Origin of the sequence: Collinsella sp. HCP3S3_E11 (assembly GCF_052067375.1) — a bacterium.
Lineage (GTDB): Bacteria > Actinomycetota > Coriobacteriia > Coriobacteriales > Coriobacteriaceae > Collinsella.
This window is the reverse complement of the sequence record NZ_JBQHQI010000003.1, coordinates 1-21,235: the sequence shown is the minus strand read 5'-3', so window position 1 is coordinate 21,235 and position 21,235 is coordinate 1. Positions and strand designations below refer to the sequence as shown.

At 60.0% G+C, this 21,235-nt stretch carries 21 protein-coding genes and 5 tRNA genes; 7 read left to right on the top strand and 19 right to left on the bottom strand.

Features of this window, described 5'->3' with window-relative positions; translation table 11 throughout:
* From carA to dnaB, 7 genes are all read right to left on the bottom strand, one after another.
* A complete protein-coding gene (carA, locus tag ACTM86_RS03175) occupies positions 1-1,446 on the bottom strand; it encodes a glutamine-hydrolyzing carbamoyl-phosphate synthase small subunit (RefSeq protein WP_441015236.1) in 1,446 nt (481 codons plus the stop codon).
* A gap of 411 nt (positions 1,447-1,857) precedes the next feature.
* Complete coding sequence (locus ACTM86_RS03170) at positions 1,858-2,823, bottom strand: hypothetical protein (protein ID WP_427729200.1); 966 nt, start codon at positions 2,821-2,823, stop codon at positions 1,858-1,860.
* Between the two features lie 19 nt (positions 2,824-2,842).
* Positions 2,843-4,612, bottom strand: a complete 1,770-nt coding sequence (locus tag ACTM86_RS03165; protein WP_441015234.1) for an ABC transporter ATP-binding protein — start codon at positions 4,610-4,612, stop codon at positions 2,843-2,845.
* A gap of 82 nt (positions 4,613-4,694) precedes the next feature.
* Positions 4,695-5,390 (bottom strand): NUDIX domain-containing protein, encoded by a 696-nt coding sequence (locus tag ACTM86_RS03160; protein WP_195838565.1) that lies wholly within the window; start codon positions 5,388-5,390, stop codon positions 4,695-4,697.
* 21 nt (positions 5,391-5,411) lie between these two features.
* Positions 5,412-6,716: a phosphoribosylamine--glycine ligase gene (purD, locus tag ACTM86_RS03155; protein WP_154516747.1), complete on the bottom strand. Its 1,305-nt coding sequence runs from the start codon at positions 6,714-6,716 to the stop codon at positions 5,412-5,414.
* A gap of 120 nt (positions 6,717-6,836) precedes the next feature.
* A complete protein-coding gene (locus ACTM86_RS03150) occupies positions 6,837-8,123 on the bottom strand; it encodes an adenylosuccinate synthase (protein WP_427717940.1) in 1,287 nt (428 codons plus the stop codon).
* Between the two features lie 92 nt (positions 8,124-8,215).
* Positions 8,216-9,613: a replicative DNA helicase gene (dnaB, locus tag ACTM86_RS03145; RefSeq protein WP_441015390.1), complete on the bottom strand. Its 1,398-nt coding sequence runs from the start codon at positions 9,611-9,613 to the stop codon at positions 8,216-8,218.
* 205 nt (positions 9,614-9,818) lie between these two features.
* Here dnaB and ACTM86_RS03140 point away from each other — a divergent pair, with 205 nt between their 5' ends.
* Both ACTM86_RS03140 and ACTM86_RS03135 read left to right on the top strand, forming a co-directional pair.
* Positions 9,819-10,181: an IS1/IS1595 family N-terminal zinc-binding domain-containing protein gene (locus ACTM86_RS03140; protein WP_441015232.1), complete on the top strand. Its 363-nt coding sequence runs from the start codon at positions 9,819-9,821 to the stop codon at positions 10,179-10,181.
* 3 nt (positions 10,182-10,184) lie between these two features.
* Positions 10,185-10,901, top strand: a complete 717-nt coding sequence (locus tag ACTM86_RS03135) for an IS1595 family transposase (protein ID WP_441015230.1) — start codon at positions 10,185-10,187, stop codon at positions 10,899-10,901.
* A 71-nt stretch (positions 10,902-10,972) separates the two neighbouring features.
* Here ACTM86_RS03135 and ACTM86_RS03130 read toward each other — a convergent pair whose 3' ends face one another.
* The 5 genes from ACTM86_RS03130 to rpsF all read right to left on the bottom strand — a co-directional run bounded on the left by ACTM86_RS03130 (position 10,973) and on the right by rpsF (position 13,358).
* Positions 10,973-11,467, bottom strand: a complete 495-nt coding sequence (locus ACTM86_RS03130) for a nucleotidyltransferase domain-containing protein (RefSeq protein ID WP_117843039.1) — start codon at positions 11,465-11,467, stop codon at positions 10,973-10,975.
* Positions 11,468-11,669: 202 nt separating this feature from the next.
* Complete coding sequence (gene rplI / locus ACTM86_RS03125; protein ID WP_154516756.1) at positions 11,670-12,209, bottom strand: 50S ribosomal protein L9; 540 nt, start codon at positions 12,207-12,209, stop codon at positions 11,670-11,672.
* A gap of 15 nt (positions 12,210-12,224) precedes the next feature.
* Entirely contained in the window at positions 12,225-12,491 is a 267-nt protein-coding gene (gene rpsR, locus ACTM86_RS03120; protein ID WP_006235829.1) for a 30S ribosomal protein S18, read from the bottom strand.
* A 72-nt stretch (positions 12,492-12,563) separates the two neighbouring features.
* Positions 12,564-13,016, bottom strand: coding sequence for a single-stranded DNA-binding protein (locus ACTM86_RS03115; protein ID WP_006235830.1), 453 nt, complete (start codon positions 13,014-13,016; stop codon positions 12,564-12,566).
* 48 nt (positions 13,017-13,064) lie between these two features.
* Positions 13,065-13,358, bottom strand: a complete 294-nt coding sequence (gene rpsF, locus ACTM86_RS03110; RefSeq protein WP_006235831.1) for a 30S ribosomal protein S6 — start codon at positions 13,356-13,358, stop codon at positions 13,065-13,067.
* 493 nt (positions 13,359-13,851) lie between these two features.
* Between rpsF and ACTM86_RS03105 the strand changes: the two genes are divergently transcribed.
* The 4 genes from ACTM86_RS03105 (at position 13,852) to ACTM86_RS03090 (ending at position 16,397) form a co-directional block, all read left to right on the top strand.
* A tRNA-Ser gene (locus tag ACTM86_RS03105) sits at positions 13,852-13,942 on the top strand.
* 48 nt (positions 13,943-13,990) lie between these two features.
* Positions 13,991-14,081, top strand: a tRNA-Ser gene (locus ACTM86_RS03100).
* Between the two features lie 296 nt (positions 14,082-14,377).
* A complete protein-coding gene (locus ACTM86_RS03095) occupies positions 14,378-15,067 on the top strand; it encodes a trimeric intracellular cation channel family protein (protein WP_229770653.1) in 690 nt (229 codons plus the stop codon).
* A gap of 184 nt (positions 15,068-15,251) precedes the next feature.
* Complete coding sequence (locus ACTM86_RS03090; protein WP_441015228.1) at positions 15,252-16,397, top strand: polymer-forming cytoskeletal protein; 1,146 nt, start codon at positions 15,252-15,254, stop codon at positions 16,395-16,397.
* Between the two features lie 104 nt (positions 16,398-16,501).
* Here the strand turns inward: ACTM86_RS03090 and typA are convergent, their stop codons facing one another.
* The 7 genes from typA to ACTM86_RS03055 all read right to left on the bottom strand — a co-directional run bounded on the left by typA (position 16,502) and on the right by ACTM86_RS03055 (position 20,387).
* Positions 16,502-18,340, bottom strand: a complete 1,839-nt coding sequence (gene typA / locus ACTM86_RS03085; protein WP_154516764.1) for a translational GTPase TypA — start codon at positions 18,338-18,340, stop codon at positions 16,502-16,504.
* A 117-nt stretch (positions 18,341-18,457) separates the two neighbouring features.
* On the bottom strand, positions 18,458-18,907 hold the full coding sequence (locus ACTM86_RS03080) for a hypothetical protein (protein ID WP_154516767.1): 450 nt from the start codon (positions 18,905-18,907) through the stop codon (positions 18,458-18,460).
* A gap of 30 nt (positions 18,908-18,937) precedes the next feature.
* On the bottom strand, positions 18,938-19,294 hold the full coding sequence (locus ACTM86_RS03075) for a hypothetical protein (RefSeq protein ID WP_441036911.1): 357 nt from the start codon (positions 19,292-19,294) through the stop codon (positions 18,938-18,940).
* Positions 19,295-19,327: 33 nt separating this feature from the next.
* Positions 19,328-19,828, bottom strand: a complete 501-nt coding sequence (locus tag ACTM86_RS03070; protein WP_427748159.1) for a bifunctional nuclease family protein — start codon at positions 19,826-19,828, stop codon at positions 19,328-19,330.
* A gap of 258 nt (positions 19,829-20,086) precedes the next feature.
* A tRNA-Ile gene (locus ACTM86_RS03065) sits at positions 20,087-20,163 on the bottom strand.
* A 4-nt stretch (positions 20,164-20,167) separates the two neighbouring features.
* Positions 20,168-20,243 (bottom strand) — tRNA-Ala (locus ACTM86_RS03060).
* 67 nt (positions 20,244-20,310) lie between these two features.
* Positions 20,311-20,387: transfer RNA gene (locus ACTM86_RS03055), tRNA-Ile, on the bottom strand.
* 251 nt (positions 20,388-20,638) lie between these two features.
* On the opposite strand from ACTM86_RS03055, the gene ACTM86_RS03050 reads away from it, so the two are divergent.
* Positions 20,639-21,235 (top strand): IS256 family transposase (locus tag ACTM86_RS03050; protein WP_441015224.1); only part of this gene is annotated, 597 nt, incomplete at its 3' end.

Sequence of the window (21,235 nt, the reverse complement as noted above, 5' to 3'; positions counted from 1 at the left end):
TTAGTTCTCCTCGGTCTCGGTCGTGGCGGAACCCTCGTCGGCAAAGTTCCAGCCCTGCAGGCGGTCCTTCGCGGTGTCGATGTCCAGGTAGTTCTCCTCGCCGTCCATGAGTCGCGTAAAGGCGGTAAAGAGATAGTGGGCATCGGTGGGGCCGGGCGAGGCCTCGGGGTGGTACTGGACCGAGAAGCACGGGGCGTCGAGCAGCTGAATGCCCTCGGCGGTGCCGTCGTTGAGGTTCACGTGTGTCAGTCGAATGCGGCCAAAGCGCTCGTTCATCACGACGGGCGCGATACCACGGCGCACCCAGACGCGCAGATCGCCGTCGGCCGCATGCTCGGTCTCGCCGCCCGAAAGTTCGGGGACAAGCTTGCCCAAGCTGGGGAACAGCAAGCCAAAGCCATGGTTTTGAGCGGTAATTTCCACGCGGCGGCTGACCAGGTTCATAACCGGCTGGTTACCGCCACGGTGACCGAATTTGAGTTTTTCCATCTGGGCGCCGCATGCCAAGCTGATCATCTGGTGACCCAGGCAAATGCCAAAGACGGGCACCTTGCCGATCAGCTGCTGCACCTGCTCGTAGGTCTCTACCACGGCATCGGGGTCGCCGGGACCGTTGGACAAAAAGACGCCATCGGGATTCATGTCGAGTACCTGACGCGCGGGTGTATCCCACGGCACGACGGTGAGGTCGCAGCCAGCACGGACCAGACCCTCCAGGATGCCACGCTTGACACCGCAGTCGTACGCGACCACGTTGTGGCGGGCGGGAGCGGGGGCCGCAAGCGCAAAGCCATGCTCGGCAGGCAGATCGCTTCCGGCGAACGGATGGGGTGCAGGGCAGCTCACGGTCTTGACCAGGTTCTCCCCCACCAACGTGGGAGCAGAGGCCAAGCGCTCGGCAAGCTCGTCGATGTCGAGGACCTCGGTCGAGATAATGCCCATCTTGGAGCCATTGTCGCGCAGGTGGCGCACCAGGGCTCGGGTGTCGACGCCCTCGATAGCGACGATGCCGTGTGCGCGCAGGTACTCCGGCACGCTGACGGCCGAGCGCCAGTTAGAAGGCGTGGCACACATGTCGCGCACGATCATGCCGCGCATGGCGGGAGCACTCGCAGGGCGTACGTCATCGCCGGGGAAGGCGGACTGGACATCGGTCTCGTCGATGCCATAATTGCCAATCTGCGGATAGGTCATGGTAACGATCTGGCCAGCATAGCTCGGGTCGGTCATAACCTCAAAGTAACCCTCGAGTGAGGTATTGAAGCAGACTTCGCCGGTCGCGGTGCCCTCGGCACCACATGCACGGCCATAAAAAATGGTCCCATCCTCAAGGTACAGGATGCAGGGACCGCAAGCACCCTTGCTGGTTTTGGCCAGCATGCGCTGGCACAGTTCGCTGGGCGCGATGGTGCGGGCGGCAGCGCCCGCAATATGGTTGTTCGCCATAGTTCTCCTTCCCGGTCTCTCGGGACCGGCTTAAAGGTGTGTAGTTAGGCCTCGCGGTATTCTAACCGCAAGTATGCCGTATGGCGTTAATTACATAGAATTGTTTACAAAATGATAATTATGACTTCTTATGCATAATGATTTTTCTGGGACGGGGATTAAAAAATCATTCTGAAAGCAGGGCTTTGTCGCTGAGTAGTCAATTTGGGACGGGGCTATTTTAGCTGCCCCGTCCGTCAATCAACCTAACCGTCGTGCCACCAGCCGGGGTAGCTAAAATAGCCCCGTCCCAAATTGACTACTCGCCAACCGCATACATGACAGAATAATTTTTTAATCCCCGTCCCAGAAAAATGATCCCGCGTGGGCTTGCGGCTCACGCGGGATGTCATCGTTCTATGTGGCTACGGACTACTTTTGCTTGTCCTGCTCAAGTAATTCGGACGGGGTGCGGCCAAGCTTGCCGCCACGGAAAATCTCGCGGCCGTGCAGGCGGTGCTCCAGGTCACGTTCGGCCTTTTCCTCGTCAATCTTGGTCTGGCTCACCGCCGGGTCCTCGATGAGCGACGATACCGAGTTCACCTGTTTCTGAATACGCTCGGCAATGGTGTCATCCATACTCACGATACGCATCTTCCAGTCGATATTGGTGGCGTTAGAAGAGCTCTTGGTCCAGACGAACGTCAGGATGGCGCTCTGGTGGCCCTGGGCGGGAAACATGCCAAAGAAGGAATCATGCTGAATCCTGCTGTCCTCGTCGATATAGGCGTGGACGTTATACACCACACGGTCAATCTTGTCGTTGAGCAGGGCATTGGTTGCGAGCGCCGCCGCCTGAATCTGACCGTTGGACAGCAACTCGAGCTCATTGGCAGAAGACGTGTCCAGCACCGTCACCTCAACCGTGCCCGTACCCTCGTCGGCCTCGTCGACGGTAAAATCGAGCGGGAACTGCGTAAAGCCGTTGCCCCATTCAAGTCCACCTTTGAGCGCGGTCGAAACGGTATCCACCGAAACGCTCTCGGAGAGGTTCGCGGTGTTCAGGCGTCGCATCACGCCATAGCCGATCTGCATGCCCACAATCAGCACCAGGATGCCGATAACAACGACCATGGCAGTCTTCGTAATGGTATGGCTCACCTGCGAACCCGAAGGATCGTCCTCGGACAGCGGGTCGATATGTTTTGCCTGGCTCGCGCGATCCTCGCTGCGCAGCCGCGCCAGTGTCGCCTTGTCACCGCGTTTGACGGCAGACTCTTTCTCGCGCATGCGCTCGGTACGCTTTTTGGCGAGTGTAGGATCCAAGACGCCGGATGCATCGATTTCGGAGAATAACTCCGTCACTTCTTCCGGAGTCAGATGGTTCTTATCAGCCATAACCTTCCTGCCATATCAATCAGTCGAGCTCGTGCGCACGCGCACCTTCGAACTGCATTCGATAGTAACGGGCATAAGTGCCACCACGGGCGAGAAGCTCCTCGTGCGTGCCACGTTCCACAACGCGACCATGCTCAACGGTCGCAATCTCGTCGGCATGCTTAATGGTCGAGAGACGGTGGGCGATGATGATCGTGGTGCGGCCGCGCGCCAAGCGCTCGAGCGACTCCTGCACCGCCTCCTCGCTCTCGTTATCCAGAGCACTGGTCGCCTCATCCAAAATAAGGATCTTGGGATTTTTGAGAAACACGCGCGCGATGGCGACGCGCTGCTTTTGACCACCAGAAAGACGGCTGCCGCGCTCGCCCACCACGGTGTCATAGCCCTGCGGAAGCGACTCGATAAAAGCATCGATGTTGGCACGGCGGGCCGCCTCGGCGATTTCTTCTGCCGTGGCGCCCGGCTTGCCATAGGCGATGTTCTCGCCAATCGTTCCGTCGAACAGATAGACATCTTGCTGCACCAGGCCGATGGATTGGCGCAGGCTACGCTGCGTCACGTCGCGCACATCCTGGCCGTCAATGCTAATGGAGCCGGCGGCAACGTCGTAAAAGCGCGGCAACAGCGAACAAGTCGTTGATTTGCCGCCGCCCGAGGGACCAACCAAAGCGATGGTTTGACCGGGCTTAATGGACAGATCCATATGGTCGATAACGGGACGCGTCCCGTCGCCCGCGCCCAGCTCGACATCCTCGTAGCTAAAGCACACGTCGCGATACTCAACAGCGCCGTCCGTCACCTGCAGATCCGCAGCACCCGGCTTATCCTGAATATCGGGAACAGTCGAGAGCACCTCGTCCATGCGCTTAAAGCCGGCGATGGCTTTCTGATACGTCTCGGCCGAATTGACGAGTGTCTCAAGCGGCGTGCAGAACAGCGAAATGTAGAGCGCGAAGGTTGCCATATCGACCGCCTGCAGCTGGCCTTGGGCAACGAGCCAACCGCCCAGCAGCACCACGATCACATAGAGCACGCCCGAGAGCAGACCATACGTCGCGGTGTAGACGCCCATGGCGTGATACATGTTTTCCTTGGACGAAAGGTAGCGATCGTTAGAGGCACGGAACTTAGAGCGTTCGGTCTGCTCATTGGCAAAGCTTTTGACCACACGCATGCCCGCCAGCGAATCCTGCAGCTGCGCATTGATGCCGCTGATCTTTTTGCGGTTATCGCTAAAGACCTCGCGCATGCGCATATTCTGCCAAAACATAATGACCGCGAACACCGCCGTCACCACGACCATGGCGAGCGCGAGCACCGGCGCAATGGTAAACAGAATTACAAACGAGCCAATGATCTCGATACCGCAAATAATGATCCATTCGGGCACGTGGTGCGCCGCCTCGCAGATATCGAACAGGTCGTTGACCACGCGGCTCATCATGTCACCCGAGCTGTTGCGATCAAAGTACGCAAAGCTAAAACGCTCGTACTGATCGAACAAGTCCTCGCGCATCTTGGACTCCATGCGCGCGCCCATCACGTGGCCCCAATAGCTCACAAAGTAGCGGCAGGCGCAGCGGGTGGCATACATCAGCACCAGTCCCACCGCGATCATACCGAGCGCCTGCATAATGGCAGTCTGGCCCTGGGTAAACAGCCCGCCGCACAGATTGCGCAGGATAATGGGAAACGCCAGGTCAATGGCGGCGAGCACCAGGGCGCAAATGGTATCGGCAACAAAAAGCCCCATCTGGGGCTTGTAGTAAGACAGAAAACGCTTCAGCATGTGATCCTCAAAGAAATATCAGCAACGTAAGACCCTGGGACAAAGCAATCAGTAGTACTTGTCCCAGGGCTATCCCCACTCGTTACAGCTCAGAACCACCAAGGCGGTGCGCGATGCTGTCGCAGGCGAGCGCGCCCACGACGGTCTTGGCATCCTCGATCTTGCCGTCGAGCACGGCATCGATCAGCTCGTGCAGCGGCACCAGGTCAACGTTGACAAACTCGTCATCGTCGGGGTTGGGCGCATCGAACTCGAGCTTGGTGGCCAGGTAGATGTGTATAATCTCGTCGCAAAAACCGCAGGTCGTGACAATAGACGTTAAAAAGCGAATGCGCCCGGCCTTAAAGCCCGTCTCCTCATGCAGCTCGCGCCTGGCACAATCGAGCGGGTCCTCGCCTGGGTCGAGCTTGCCGGCGGGAATCTCAACCGTCACGCGGTCGATGGCGGTGCGGTACTGACGCACCAGTACGATCTTGCCGCTCTCGGTCAGCGCCACAACGGCCGCCGCACCCGGATGGCGAACGATATCGCGGGCACTGCGGTGACCGTTGGGCAGCTCAACCTCAAGACGGTGGACGTCGAGGATCTTGCCCTTCCAGGCACACTCCTCCGAAAGAATCTTCTCGTGCAGCTCGGCATCGTGCGGGTCGTCGTCGCCCAGCACCAGCGCCGGCTCGTCAGCGACCTCGCCACCAGGCTCGCCCTCGGCGTGCCCATACATGCGGCTGTCCTCTTCGACGATTTGCGCGTCCACGAGCTCTTCGTTCTTCTCGTCCATCCGTCTCATTCCTCTCGGATTTTAGGCATCCCAGGCGTCGCGGCCGCGCAGCGCGCGCAGGCCAATGTCGTGACGCAGGGTCTTGCCCTCAAAATCGATCTTCTCGCAAGCCTCGTAGGCAAGGTTGCGAGCGTTCTCGAACGTGTCGCCCAGCGCGGTCACGGCGAGCACGCGGCCGCCGTTGGTCACGAGCTGGCCGTCCACCACGGCGGTGCCGGCGTGATACACGGTCACGTTCTCCATGGCCTCGGCATCCTCGATACCGGTGATGACCTTGCCCTTCTCGTAGCTGCCGGGATAGCCCGCGCTCGTCAGGACAACGGCCACCGCCCACTCGTCACGCCAATCGAGCTCAATCTGGTCGAGCTCGCAGTTGGCGCAGGCAAGCATGACCTCGACCAAGTCGTTCTTAAGGCGCGGCAGCACGACCTGCGTCTCGGGGTCGCCAAAGCGGGCGTTAAACTCCAGCACCTTGGGGCCGGCAGGGGTAAGCATAAAGCCGCCGTACAGGCAGCCACGGTAATCGATGCCCTCGGCAGCGAGCTCGGCCACGGTCTGCTCCATGACCTTCACCATGGTGGCGTGCTCCTCGTCGGTCACGATGGGCACCGGGCTGTAGACGCCCATGCCGCCCGTGTTGGGGCCAAGGTCGCCCTCAAGCGCGCGCTTGTGGTCCTGCGAGGTGGCCATGGGTCGCACGGTCTTGCCGTCGGTAAAGGCCAGCAGCGAGCACTCGGGGCCAACGAGCATCTCCTCGATAACCACGGTGTTGCCGGCGTCGCCAAAGGTGCCGCCAAAGCACTCGCGCACGGCCTCTTCGGCCTGCGAAAGCTCGGTTGCCACAATAACGCCCTTGCCCGCGGCAAGACCGTCGGCCTTCACGACCAGCGGAGCGCCCTGCTCGCGCACATAGGCGAGAGCCGAAGCCTCGTCGGTAAACGAGCCGTAGGCGGCCGTCGGAATGCCCGCGCGCTCCATGAGCTGCTTGGAGAACAGCTTAGAGCCCTCCATCTGGGCGCCCTCGGCACCCGGGCCAAAGCAGGGAATGCCCGCCGCGCGCACGGCGTCGGCCACGCCCGCCACGAGCGGAGCCTCGGGGCCAATTACCACGAGTCCGCATCCGTGGCTCTGTGCAAACGCCGCCACGGCAGCAGGATCGCAATCGTCGAGAACCACGTTCTCGCCGCAGCTCGCGGTGCCGCCGTTGCCCGGGGCGATGTAGAGCTTGCCGGCGCGCGGTGATGCCGCGAGCTTGGCTGCCAAAGCATGCTCGCGGCCGCCGCTGCCCAACAACAGGATGTCGATGGTTTGAGTGTCCGCCTTCAAGGGTGCCTCCTCTATGGATTAACGGCCCGTCAACCATGCGGGCCCATTACAAGCAAATATACCCCTCGGCCGCCCGTCCGGGCTGCGAAGGGGTATATCGCAATAACCAAATAACGCCGATTACTTCCAGAATCGGTTGATGATCTGCTCGCGGCCGGCGCCAACACCGACAAACGTCACGCGCGTGTGCGCCAGATCCTCGACAAATGCCACGTAGTCCTGAGCCTCCTGCGGCAGCTCCTCAAAGCTGCGGCAGCCGGTGATATCGCACTTCCAGCCAGGAAGCTCCTCGTAGATGGGCTTGGCATGCTCAAAGCGCACCTGGTGCTCGGGCACGCTGGTGTAGCGCTCGCCGTCGACGTCATAGGCCACGCACACCTTAATGGTGTCGAAGACCGAAAGCACGTCGAGCTTGGTCAGGGCGATGTCGGTAAGACCGTTGACGCGCGAGGCGTAGTTGGCGATGGGACCGTCAAACCAGCCGCAGCGACGACGGCGACCGGTGGTCACGCCGTACTCATAGCCCTCCTCGGTCAGCGTATGGCCGGCCTCGGACTCGTAGGAAAGCTCAGTGGGCATGGGGCCTGCACCGACGCGGGTGATGTAGGCCTTCATGACGCCCAGCACGCGGTCGACGTTTTTCATGCCAACACCAGAACCGGTGATCGCGCCGCCGGCGGTGCAGTTAGAAGATGTGACAAACGGATAGGTGCCGTGGTCGATATCGAGCAATGTTGCCTGGGCGCCCTCAAAGAGCAGGGTCTTGCCCTCATCGATCATGTTGTTGAGCAGCAGGCTCGTCTCGGTGATGTACGGGCGCAGGCGCTCGGCCATGGGCAGGTACTCTTCACAGATCTGGTCCACGGTGTAGGTGGGCAGGCCGTAAAGCAGCTCGAGCTCGGGATTCACGCGGGCGAGAGCGGTTTCCAGCTTGTCGCGGAAGAGCTCCTCGTCCAGCATGTCCTGCATACGAAGGCCAATACGAGCCATCTTGTCCTGATAGCACGGGCCAATGCCGCGCTTGGTGGTACCGATGCTCTTCTTGCCGAGCTTCTGCTCAAAGGCTCCGTCCAGGTCGACGTGATACGGCATGATCACGTGTGCGTTGCCGCTGATCTTGAGGTTCTTGGTGGTGATTCCATCGGCCTCGAACATGTCGATCTCCTCAAGGACAACCTTGGGGTTGACGACGCAGCCGTTGCCAATCACCGACACGTGGTCGGCGTACATGATGCCGGAGGGCACCTGATGTAAGCCGTACTTCTTGCCGTTGACAACGATGGTGTGCCCGGCGTTGTTGCCGCCCGAATAGCGCACGACGGCATCGAAGTCGCCGGCGATCAGGTCGCAGATCTTACCCTTGCCCTCATCGCCCCACTGGGCACCGACCAAAACGGTTGACGGCATGTTTACTCCTTACATACATGGACTGTCTGCGCGCCACACGGCGGGCAGAAGCACAAAACATTCCCAGTATACCCGTGCAACGGGCGCCTGTCCTACTCCTCGGTATGCACCCCATCAAGCTCATAGAACTTGGTGGATGCCGGCAGGAACATCAGGTCGACGTCGCCGATCGGGCCCGAACGGTTCTTGGCCACGACAATACGCGTGACGCCCTCGTCGGGTCGGTCGTCGCGTGAGGCCTCAGCCACGTCGGCGGAACGGTCCAAGAACATGACGATATCGGCGTCCTGCTCGATGGAGCCCGATTCGCGCAGGTCGGAAAGCTGCGGGCGCTTGCCGGTACGGGATTCGACCTGACGCGACAGCTGAGACAGCGCGATCAGCGGAATCTTGAGTTCCTTGGCCATAATCTTTAAGCCACGCGACATCTCGGAGACCTCGACGGTGCGGCTCTCGAAACGGCGTCCCGGCGGAGGACTCACCAGCTGCAGGTAGTCCAAGATAATGATGGCCTTCTCCTTGTTGTGGAGCATGCGGCGGCTCTTGGCGCGAATCTCGGTCACCGTGGTGCCGGGCGTATCGTCAATCAGAATATCGAGCTTGGACAAGGTCTGCGTGGCCTCGTTGATATTGGCCCACTGCTCGGGGCTAATGCGACCCATGCGAAAATCACTGATCGAAATCATGGCATAGGCGCAAATCAGGCGCTGGGCAATTTCCTTGCCCGACATCTCCAGCGAGAAAAAGCCGACGGTGTAGCCCGCAGCGGCGGCATTGAGCGCCAGGTTTAGAGCGAACGAGGTCTTACCCACGGCGGGGCGGGCGCCGATAATGATGAGCTGGCCCTCGCGGAAGCCCATAAGCATGCGGTCGAGTGACGGGAAGCCCGTGGGAACGCCCGCTGCCTGGCCACCGGCCTGGCACACTTCCTCGGCCTCGTTATAGGCCTCGACCATAAACTCGGTCAGTGTCTTGTAGCTCGACTTAACCTCGCGCGCCGTAACCTTGAGCAGCTTGCTCTCGGCCAGCTCAACGACCTCTTTGGTATCGGTGGGGGCGTTGTAGGCCAGCGCGTTAATCTCGTTGGTGGCGCCAATCAGCTCACGCAGCATCGAGTCGCGACGAACGATGGCGGCATGGTGCTGCCAGTTGACGAGCGACAGGGTCTGACCCATCAGCTCCAAAATGTACGCCTCGCCGCCCACGGCATCGAGCTTGTTGATGCTTCGCAGATAATCGATCAGCGAGATGGAGTCGATGGGGATACGACTGTTGTACATATCGACCATCGCGGTATAGATGGTCTTATGAATGGGCCGGTAGAAATCATCGGGCTGCAGCTCGACCTGGGCTTCTTCGACCACTTCGGGCGATAGCAGCATGGCGGCCAGTACATTGGCCTCTGCATCTTGGTTTTGAGGGAGACCCAACTTAGAGCCACGGTCCTCGACCGTCAGCCCCGTCTCCCTTTCGTCATATGCCATGAGCATCCTCATTCATATCGCTTGCGAGCATCCATAGTATCAGCCACAGCCTCAAAACGGGCCGCGCCCCGGCAATCATCACCGAACCAAACGGATGAACGGTCCCATACACGCGTTGTGTTAGACCACTTTGGATAAGTGTCCTGCACGCAGTACACGCGACGGGGCCCCGGTTGCGACAATTCCATCATCAGGAGAGATGGAGGTTGCAATGGAAGACGTGCTCACCCAGCTGACGAGGCAGCTCCTCCCGCAGATGACGGCTGCCGAGAAGAGCAGGGCCCTGAGATCGCTCAAGGCGCTGATAGACGCGGATCTTTTCGACCTCGCGGCAAGCGAGGGGGCGGAAGACGATCCCGACAGAGCCTGCCCCTGGTGCGGCTCCCCGCATTACGTGAAGAGGGGGCGAGACGGGCGCGGCCGTCAGCGGTTCCTCTGCCGAGGGTGCGCCAGGACCTTCACCGACGCCACCATGCGCATCTTCTCCACCACCAAGCTCGACAGGTCGGCCTGGATGAGGTTCGCGGAGTGCCACGTGGACATGCTCCCGCTGCGCGAGTCGGCGGAAAAGTGAGGCGTGTGCCTCAAGACGGCGTTCTTCATGCGCCACAGGCTGCTCGAGGCCATGGCCAAGCGCATGCCCGCCTTCCGCGTGGAGGCCGGCGGCGGGGCCGAGCTCGACGAGTGCTTCTTCAGGGAGAGCTTTAAGGGAAACCGCTCCAGGTCGGAGTCCGGCGTGCCCAGGAAGCCCCGCACAAGGTCGCAGGGAACCGACGGGCACGAGAAGATATGCGTGCTCACCGGCATCAACGACGCCGGCGACATCTTCTACGAGATCGCGGGGAGGGGCGGCCTCGACGAGGCGGCGGCCAGGGAACTGCTCGCCGACAAGCTCACGGTCGGCGCGATAATCTCGACGGACCGGGCTCGCGTGTACCGCCGCGTCCTGCCCGCCCTCGGCGTCGGCGCGCACATCGCCAGCAAGAGGGAGGAGCACGCCATCAACAGGGTGAACAGCCTCCACTCCCAGATGAGGCACTTCATCGGCAGGTTCCGGGGCGTCTCCACGAGACGCCTCGAGAACTACCTCGCCTGGTTCAAGTGGACATGGTGCTTCAAGGTCCGCAGGAGCGCGGACGAGCTCACCGAGCTCATAGTGAGGCAGGCGGCCCGCGGCACGTACGAGAAGACCTGGCGCCAGTACAAGGCGACCCCCTATCCGTTCTACGAGTACTGGATCAAGCAGGCGAAATGGGACTCGCGTGCGCGGAGGGCCATATACGGCGTGGCGTGATGTCCAGGGCGGTCTGGCGCAGCGCATCTGCGGCAAGCGCTGAAGTCGTGCCCCGATGCAAATAGCAACAGCTAGCGATATTCTTCGGGAACGTCGAAACCGTACTCACGGCATAGGAGCATGACATCGTGGACGTCGTGCTCGTCATGCTGATAGCCCAAGTGAAACAACAGCTGGCTTTCGGGGTCGATGCACGACACCTCCACCTCGCCGATGCGCCCCCTCCCCGAAAAGACCTCCCCGGGAAAACGATCTCCCTGATACAGAATATCGCCATTCTCGGCGAAATCGAAGCAATGCAGGTCGACGATGCGCCCCGCCTCGTCTTGCCACACCGTGTGATCTTCGGTGGTGAAAGATGCAGCCACCTCGGAAAACCCCTCATCAGCAATTAGATCCACGAACCTTTGGTAATCCCCGCGCTGAACGAACAGGTCGATGTCGTTATGGGCCCTGGTCTCACGCCCGACAAGCGCATCGACGCCCCAGCCGCCATCAAGATATACGTCGATGCCCGCACCTGCGGAAAGGCCGATTATCCAACACGCATCATCCTTGGTGACCATAGGAGCTCCTTCGCTTTCGCCTGCTATCTAAGCAAGAAAGATTATAGGAAAAGTCCCAGTATCCAAAGCGGTCTAACACAACGCATACACGGGACCGCATCTCAATGGCTGCCACGACACTCCCCCAGCGCAAAAAATAAAAGGGCGCCCTGGTCTCCCAGAGCGCCCTTCTTAGAACAAGATTGTTGCGTTGCAGCAAATGCTACTCGGCAGCAGCCTCGGTCTCGACCTCGGCGGTCTCGGCCTCGGCGACCTCAGCGGCCTCCTCGACCTCAGCCTCGGCAGCGAGCTCCTCGGCGGTAACGCCGACGAGAACGACAACCTCGGCCTTGATCTCGCGGTACAGCGAGATGGCAACGGTGTGGGCACCGGCAACCTTGATGGGCTTACCGAGCTCGACGCGCTTGCGGTCGATGTCCATACCGAGCTGATCCTTGATGGCGTCAGCGATCATAGCGGCGGTGACGGAGCCAAAGAGGATGCCCTCGTCGCCGACCTTGACGTCAACGGTGACCTGCTTGCCCTCGAGGGCAGCCTTGGTCTCGTTGGCGGTAGCCAGACGGACGGCCTCACGCTTGGCGATGTTGTTGCGACGCTCGTCAAGCTGCTTGAGGTTGCCCTTGGTGGCGGCAACAGCGAGCTTCTTGGGGAACAGGAAGTTCTCAGCGTAGCCCTGAGCGACCTCTACGACGTCACCCTCGCCGCCCTTGCCCTTGATCTCATCGAGAAGAATAACCTTCATGATGCGTCTCCCTTCTTAGCCGCGGTCGCGGTTGCCACGAGAGGAAACCACGGGGACGGTGTACGGCAGGAGAGCCATCTCGCGGGCACGCTTGATGGCGTTGGCGATGTCATGCTGATGCTGCGTGCAAGCGCCAGTGACGCGACGGGGCTTGATCTTGCCACGGTCGGTCATGTACTTACGGAGAAGCTGAGTGTCCTTATAGTCGATGAACTCAGTGTTCTCCTTGCAGAACTGGCAGTACTTACGACGCGGCTGACGTGCAGAAAAATCATTAGCCATGTCAAAATACCTTTCATTTGGCAACTTCGGCGAACCGAAGCCGCCTCTCACTCAAAAATAGGTGAACAACCCTTAAAACGGGATGTCCTCATCGTAGACGTCGACCGCGGGCGGCGTAGCCACCGGTGCGGCAGGACGTGCTGCGGGCGCGGGAGCTGCGGGGGCGTAACCGCCCTGATCGTAGCCACCCTGGCCACCACGGGAGCTCATAAACTCGATCTCATCGACGATGACCTCAAGCTTGCTCCTGCGCTGACCGTCGCGCTCCCAAGAGCTGTAGCGCAGCTTGCCCTCGATCGCGACCTTGTTTCCCTTTGCCAGGAAACGGCTCACGGCCTCGGCGCGGGTGCCGAACATAGTGCAGTCGACAAAGTTGGGATAGTCCTCCCACTCGCCAGTCTGCGCATTGCGGCGGCGATCGTTCACGGCGACGCCAAAGGACAGAACCTGGGTTCCGCCGGCAGTGGCGCGCAGCTCGGGATCGCGGGTGAGGTTACCGGTGATGTTCACTCGATTGATGCTCATTACTCACTACTTCCTCTTGGGGCACAAGCCCAGTCCAAAACGACAGTCTTACTCCTGGTCGTCGCGACGGACGATCATGTGGCGGACCACAGCGTCGGTGATGCGCAGGACGCGATCAAGCTCGGCGATCTGGGTAGGATCTGCGTGGAAGTTGATGAGGGTGTAGTCACCATCGGTGAGGTCGTTGATCTCGTAGGCGAGCTTGCGCTTGCCCCACTCGTCAACGGAGTCGACCTTGCCAGCGCCCTCAGCGATCGTGGTATCGATACGCTTCATAACAGCGAGACGAGTCTCGGGGTCGAGCGACGGGTCAACAAAGAACAGCAGTTCATAAGCCTTCATATTGTCACCTCCTCTGGACAAATGTGGCTTCAGGTCGTGAAGGTGCGCCTGAAGCAGGAAAAGACTTGGTAATAGTATCTTTCAACCTCCCAGGCTGCAAGAATATGCAGCTACAACCTCATGACCTCCACATATGCCCATACTCGCACGGCCTTTCTTGCGTATTCCAACCAAATGCTGTCCAAGAGCTTGACGGATTTGAGGACAAGGGCGGGTACATACCGACTTTCTGCCAGATAACCGCAAGTCGCTCGCAGCATGGCTGCGGTCGCAAAATGCATACCAGCGGTACAACGCGACATTTTGAATTATTAAACTTGATTCCCGACCGTCCGTAACTACCTCATTTGAACAGTTCGTCTGGTCAGATTACGCAGGTCATCGATTGGTTTCGGCACGGTTGGGCAAACGACGGAGCGATGCAATTTGAAAAATGCCAAGTTTTTGGTTTGCACTTTGCGATTCCTCGTGTATACTGACTTTCGCATTTAACGGAGAGTTGTCCGAGTGGCCGAAGGAGCACGATTGGAAATCGTGTAGGCGTCAAAAGCGTCTCCAGGGTTCAAATCCCTGACTCTCCGCCAGTTAATTCCAAAGCAGGCCTTTGTGCCTGCTTTGTTTTTACCCCACGCGGAGGGGTGGCAGAGTGGTTGAATGCGGCGGTCTCGAAAACCGTTTGGCCTGTATAAGGTCACGAGGGTTCGAATCCCTCCTCCTCCGCCATTTTGGTTGAGAAAGCTCCCAACAAAGGGAGCTTTTTTGTTTTGAGTCCCTTACAAACAAATACGGCGGAGGAGGGGTTCGAACCCGCCAGGGCGTTCAACACCAACCCAGATCTCCAAACATGTACATCACCCTCCAAAGATGTCAAAAATGTCGTTTTTGGATGCTGATGTACATGTTTGGAACCTGTGACCGCGCCCAGTTCCGACCGTTTACCGAGCAATGGGGTCACGACCTCCCACAACCATGTACTATGTACGGGCATTTTCCAATCCAACTACCCAAAGGAACCCACCTTGCCCGTCATCGCCACTGTAATCGTTACCGCACACGCCTCGGATGCCATGGTTGCCATCCCGTTTTGGCTCGAGATGTTCGCTGTCGTCGCGGCGTCGATTTCGGGTGTACTGGTTGCGCGCGAGCACAAACTCGATCTGGTGGGCGCCGTCGCGCTCGCCGTGGTCTGCGGTCTGGGCGGCGGTCTTTTGCGCGATATGACGCTCCAGGTGGGCAACGTCTACATCCTCAACCAGCCCATGGCGCTTCCGCTGTCCATCGCCACGGCGGCCATCATCTACATCTTCCCTGCCATCGTCGACAAGCCCGACAAGCTCATCCCCCTGCTCGACATCATCTCGGTGGGTATTTATGCGGCAACCGGCGCAGATAAGGCGCTCGTGTACGGATTTGCACCGGTCGTGTGCATCATGATGGGCTTTTTTACCGCGGTAGGCGGCGGCATGCTGCGCGATGGTTTTATGGGCGTGGTGCCGGGTATTTTCCAGCGCACCAACTTCTATGCCATCGCGGCTATCGCTGGATCGGCAAGCTATGTTTGCCTTGTCATGAGCGGCTTGGTCAGCAATGTCGTCGCGCTGGTCGTTTGCGTCGCAGTGACCATGGGCCTGCGCTGGCTCTCGCTGCGCTTTGACATCAAAAGCCCCACCGAGGACGATATCGCGCGTTTCCTACATCGTAAAAAATAGATTGCACAGCCCGGCCCATCGCAAGGTGACAGCCTATCTACAACCGGCCGCAGGCCCGATATCCCGCGACGCCTTACGTAGGCAATTGCCCATGCAGAATACTGCAACCGCGAGTTTCTTTTAGAGCGAAGGCGCAATGGGTACCATATTGGTCGTATGCAAATCACCAAGCAAAGGATTCACCATGCCTCACAACCAACCCGCGGCGGCGCAACATCACAACATGCGCGGACACCTCATTATGGCCTTCGCGCTTATCGCGCTGGCGTTTACCGCGCTGCCTTCCATGGCATTCGCCGGCACCGACACCGCGGGCAATGTTTTCGTGTCCGACGGGGATTCCAGTCCATCCGGCGTCGGGGGCGATCTGTACTGGGCCGGTCAAAGCCTTAGCCTGGACGACGCGTCCATCGACCGCGATATCATCGCCGCCGGCGAAAGCCTGTCGATTCGCGACTGCACCGTAGGCGGCGCCGTTCGCCTGGCGGCGCGCACCATCGATATCGCCAAGACCACCATTGATGGAAGCGTGACAGTTGCCGCTCAGCACGTCGTACTTAACTCCGGCAGTACCGCCAATTGCTTCTATGCCGCAGGTGAGACGGTTGCCCTGCGCGGCTCCGCCAAGTCGGCAGTGCTCGCGGGCAGTACGGTAACCATCGACGGCACTGTCGATGGCGATGTTGAGGTCTGGGCCGACAAGCTGGTGCTCGGCAAAAACGCCAACATCACCGGCACCGTAAACGCTCATGTCTCACAGGATCCCGAACGCGCCGACGGCGCCAAAGTGGGAGCCCTCAAGATCGACCGCACCGAGAACGAGGATACCTCCACCATCAACGACGTCATCGGCGGCATCGTTGCCGCAGCTCTTTCCACCTGCTTTGTCGCGATTCTCCTTGAGCTCGTCTTTCCGCGTGCAACAGCCAGCGCGGCCGGCATGCTTCACCGGCACCCCGCCCCGCTGTGGGTGAGCGGTCTTTTGGGCACGGTAGCCGCCGTTCCCGCCATCTTGCTGCTCATCATCTCTATTGCCGGCCTGTCGCTCGCCGGAGCCCTGATGTGCGGCGTCATCGGCATCGCCCTGGTCTCGGCGGCCTTTGCGGGCACCGCGGTCGCACGCATGGTCGGGCACAGCCAGAACCGCTACGCCATGGCCGCCGTGGGCGGCGCCATCGCCGGCGCCCTTACAGCACTTCCCCTTATGGGCAACTTTATCAGCGGCGTAGCCTTCGTCTTTATGCTGGGCTATCTCATTCAGATCATCTGGCGCAACGCCCACGTCAAACCGCAAAAGGCCCCCAACACCCCGGGCCTTCCCTCCGCCTAACCGCCAACCACCGCAAAGGTGTCCTTCCTCTTTGTGGTGGTACAAAAAGGGCGCCGGCCGCGATGGTCGACGCCCTTTCTTGTGAATGCTACAGAGCTCAGCGCTTATTTGTTGACCTGACCGGCGCGAACGGCAGCCTTCTTGCGATCGGTGGCGTTGAGCAGACGCTTGCGCAGACGGATGTTCTTGGGGGTGATCTCCACCAGTTCGTCATCGGCGATGTACTCCAGTGCCTCCTCCAGCGAGAAGGTGCGAGGCGGCACCAGCTGCACGGAGATATCGGAGGTCGAGGAACGCTGGTTGCCCAGGTTCTTGGTACGGGCGATGTTGACGACCATGTCGCCGGCCTTGCTGCGCTCACCCACGATCATGCCCTCGTAGCACTCGACACCCGGCTCAACAAACAGCTGGCCGCGCTCCTGCAGCGTGCCCAGAGCGTAGGCAACGGCCTTCTCGGTGGTCATGGAGATCATGGCGCCGTTCTGACGGTTGCCGATCTCGCCGGCGTAAGGACCGTACTCCAGGAAGGTGTGATAGAACACGCCCTCGCCGTGAGTGACGTTCATGATGCGGTTCTTAAGGCCCATGATGCCGCGGGTCGGGATCTTAAACTCAAGGTGCGTCACGATGCCCGAGGTGTCCATGCTGGTCATAATGCCGCCAGAGGTGCCAAAGACCTCGACGACCTTGCCCGAGTACTCGTCCGGGCACTCGACGACAGCCTGCTCGACGGGCTCCATCTTGTTGCCGTTCTCATCCTTCTTAAACAGAACGCGGGGACGGCCGACCTGGAACTCAAAGCCCTCGCGACGCATGGACTCCATCAGGACGGACAGGTGCAGAATGCCGCGGCCCGAGACCTCGACGCCGCTCTTGTCCTCGAGCTCCTCGATCTTCATGGTCACATTGTTCTCGGCCTCATTGAACAGGCGCTCCTTGAGCTGACGAGCGCCCACAATGTCGCCATCGCGGCCGACGAGCGGAGAGGTCGAGGCCTCGAAGACGATGGACAGGGTCGGCGGATCGATCTCGATAGGCTCGAGCTCGACGGGGTTCTCGGGATCGGTGTAGACATCGCCGATGTCGGTGCGCTCGATACCCACGACGGCGGCAATGTCGCCGGCGCCGACTTCCTGGCACTCGGTGCGGCCCAGGTAGTCGAAGGTAAAGAGCTGCTTGACGGTAGCGGTGGCGCTGGAACCGTCGTTCTTGACGACCAGGATCTGATCGCCCTGGCGAATGGTGCCGGAGTACACGCGGCCAATGCCGATGCGGCCGACAAAGTTGGAGTGGTCGATGGTCACGCACTGCATAGCGAGCGGCGCGGTCTCGTCAACCTCGGGCGCGGGCATGTCGTCGATGATCATGTCGAGCAGCGGGTACATGTCCATGTTGCCGTCGTTGGGGTCAAGGCGGGCAAAGCCATTCATGGCGCTGGCATAGACCACGTGCTCCATGGCAAACTCGAGCTGGTCGTCGGTGGCGCCCAGGTCGGCCATAAGGTCCAGACAGTCGTTGTAGGCCTTCTCGGGGTTGGCGCCCGGACGGTCGATCTTGTTGATGACGATCATGATCTTAAGGCCGGTGTCGATGGCGTGACGTAGGACAAAGCGGGTCTGGGGCATGGGGCCCTCAAAGGCGTCGACCAGCAACAGGGCACCGTCGGCCATGCGCAGCACGCGCTCGACCTCACCACCAAAGTCGGCGTGGCCCGGGGTGTCGATGACGTTGATCTTAACGTCCTTGTACTCGATAGAGATGTTCTTGGCGAGAATCGTGATGCCGCGCTCGCGCTCCTGGTCGTTGGAGTCCAGGACGCGATCCTCGACCTGCTGGTTGGCACGGAAGGCGTCCGTGGCACGCAGGAGCTTATCGACCATCGTCGTCTTACCGTGGTCGACGTGGGCGATAATGGCGATGTTCCTCAGATTGTCTACGCGCATGTAGTTCCCCTATCTTCTATCTATATACAAACGGCACGCGTATGTGACCCGTCCAGCAACACAACGCTCGGCGGGAATATTGAGCCTTTTACCGAAAACTCGTTTATTTTAGCGATTCTAGATGAGAGGGGTTTCCTCACCTGCAGGTTCAGGGTCGCTCCACATAAAACCATCGCCGGCGCCCATGCCCTCGTACAGCACATATGCCGAAAAACCGCTCTCGAGCGTGGTCTCGAAGAAGCTAACGAGCAAAGCGTCGTGATATCCGCCCTCGATCTCCACACAGCCGGTGTAGCCGATGGCATAGCGGGCGATGCGGCCCAGGCCTTCGTCCTTGAGACCCATCTTGTGCTCGGAGATAAAGTTGGTGGCAGCCTCCAGGCATGCCTCCTCACCGTCCTCGTCGAGAGCCGCAAGATAGCGGTTGGAGGCGGCATCCTCGATCGCCACGACAACGCCCGGGTTTTCACCGGCGGCAAGGTCGTCCAAAAACGCACCGATCAGATCGCACACCATGGCGTCGAGCTCGGCGGAGACGTTACCGGCGTCCTGCATATCCTGTGCCATCTTTTGACCTTCCCATCGCATTCGGCGTCGTTATAACTCCTGTGCCTCGGCCGCGATTCTGGCGGCAGCGTCACGGGCGCGAACCATATCCGCCGCGCGCTTGTCGAGCACCTTGATCTGGTTGGTCAGCATTACCGCATCGACCACGCCCCAGATCACCAGGCCCGTCGAAATCGAAAACCCAAGCGCACCAACTGTACCACGAAGCCGCGACAAGATTACCGCGGCAAGCGCGGAGACAACAACCATCTTGATATAGGAGTCACGGCGCTCGCGAAGGGTGCGAGCCTGCGTCACATACGCAATGCGCGCGGCCTCAAATGCCTCGGCGCGCATATGGGCCTCACGCGCGATAGCGGCTGCTTCGGCCGACACGCTGGTGCCCATCAGCGCTCTCCGTGCATCGTGCTCAACCGACATTTAGAAATCATCGGGCGAGAGCGTGTGGACAAACTCGTCAAACTTCTCGAACTCACTCTCGTCGTCAACCTCGTCGGCAAGCGGAGAGACGGTGCCCAAGCGATTCATGATATCGTCCTCCACAAACATGGGGGCATTGCTGCGCACGGCAAGGGCGATAGCGTCGCTCGGTCGTGCGTCAAGCATACGCTCGCCCCTATCGGTGTGCACGACGACCGTCGCGTAGAACACCGGCGGCTCGGCGCGCACGATCTCGATACGCTCGATCTTTGCTCCCACCACTTCGATGGTATCGAGCAAAAGATCGTGGGTGATGGGGCGATCGGTGCGGCCGGTATCGATACCGCGGCTGATGGCCGCTGCCTCGTAGGAACCGGTCTGGATGGAAAGAGAGCGCAGCGGCGCGGACGAATCCGACTTACGGCAACGCTCGCGCAAGACGATCAGCGATGGCACGGGACCGGCGGCCATGACGATGGTCTCTATGTCGACACGAACCATGGAACACCTCCGGTACGTTGTGATTGGCATGCGCGGCAGCTCCGCCGCGTTGAATAGCTATACTACCCAAACTTTCGCCCAGCACACAAAATCAAAGCAGTTAATTTGGGACGGGGCTTTTTTAGCTACCCAGTGACAGGTCTAGAAACTGAGGCTGCGCAGAACAGGGTAGCCAAAAAAGCCCCGTCCCAAATTAACTGCTCCAACGGGTAAGAAAAAAGCCCCGAGGCAATGCCCCAGGGCTCTTTACGTTTTAGATGGTGGACCTGACAAGATTCGAACTTGTGACCTCCCGGTTATCAGCCGGACGCTCTAACCAACTGAGCTACAGGTCCATCATGGTGGAGGTTAGGGGGATCGAACCCCTGACCTCAGGCTTGCAAAGCCCGCGCTCTCCCAGCTGAGCTAAACCCCCACGGAGACAGTAATAAACACCCCAGCGGCGACTCGGCTCTCGCTGGGGTGTTTATTGCGAAAGAAAGTGGTGGACCTGACAAGATTCGAACTTGTGACCTCCCGGTTATCAGCCGGACGCTCTAACCAACTGAGCTACAGGTCCATCGCGCAAGGGATATATTAGACGAGTCGTTACGCGCGCGTCAACAACTTTTTTGAAAATCTTTGGGAGGGGTGGTCGCTGGGCTGGCGAGATAGTGTTGGTTTGCTGCTCGGGCAGTCCTGCGCAAGACGAAGGCGGTGACGCATAATTTCTTTCGCAAATTGACAACCGCATGGCGGAACACGGCCCGCGCCCCGTCATATGATTTCTAGCGACTAAACAACAAATCACCGACGAAGGGGGCACGGGCCGTGTCTGCGAACATCGTATCAGTCGACGAGGAGTCGCTGCGCAACGACATAAAGAATCTGGTGAGGAAGACCGTAGAGGAGACGCTCAACGCGCTGCTCGACGAGGAGGCGTCGGAGCTCGTCGGGGCCGGACGCTACGAGAGGACGGCGGGCCGGGAGGCCTACCGCAGCGGCCATTACACGAGAAGGCTCGTCACGGGCGCCGGGGAAGTCGAGCTCAGCGTGCCGAAGCTCCGCGGGGCGACCTTCCAGACGGCCGTCATCGAGCGCTACCGCAGGCGCGAGACCTCGGTCGAGGAAGCCATCGTCGAGATGTACCTGGCGGGCGTCTCGACCAGGAGGATCGAGGATGTCTCCGAGCTCCTGTGGGGAGCGCCGGTGTCCTCCGGCACCGTCTCCAACCTCAACGAGAAGGCCTTCGCGTCCATCGAAGCCTGGCGGCAGAGGCCGCTCGACGGCGGCTACCCCTACGTCTTCGTCGACGGCATCTACCTCAAGCGCAGCTGGGGAGGGTCCTACGAGAACGTGGCCGTGCTGGTCGCCATCGGCGTCAACTCCGCCGGCGACCGGGAGGTCATCGGCTGCTCCGAGGGGTAC